The sequence below is a fragment of the Pseudomonas sp. SIMBA_068 genome, from assembly GCF_046534705.1.
GTDB classification, from domain to species: domain Bacteria; phylum Pseudomonadota; class Gammaproteobacteria; order Pseudomonadales; family Pseudomonadaceae; genus Aquipseudomonas; species Aquipseudomonas putida.
On sequence record NZ_JAWRYI010001030.1, the window covers coordinates 1 to 254 of the forward strand.

The 254-nt window shown below is 64.6% G+C and carries 1 protein-coding gene; it reads right to left on the bottom strand.

What is annotated here, in order from left to right; all coding sequences use genetic code 11:
* Window positions 1-254, bottom strand: a 254-nt coding sequence (locus SB756_RS32555) for a FecR family protein (protein WP_410913572.1), incomplete at both ends; no start/stop codon positions are given.

Consider the following 254-nt stretch of genomic DNA (forward strand, 5'->3'; position numbering starts at 1 on the left):
GCAGTACAAACCTCGACCGCACCGGCATACACGTTCAACCGCGTGCTGTCGCCCAGTTGGCAGACCGCAAACCGTGTACCCAGCGCCTGCATGCGCCCTTGCGCGGTGTCGACGAAAAACGGCCGGCGCGGGTCGGCGGCGGTCTCCACCAGTATTTCGCCAAAGCGCAGCTTCAACACTCGGCTCAGCGCCGAAAATTCCAGGTCCACCGCACTTTGTGCACCCAGCCACAACTGGCTGCCGTCGGCCAGGCG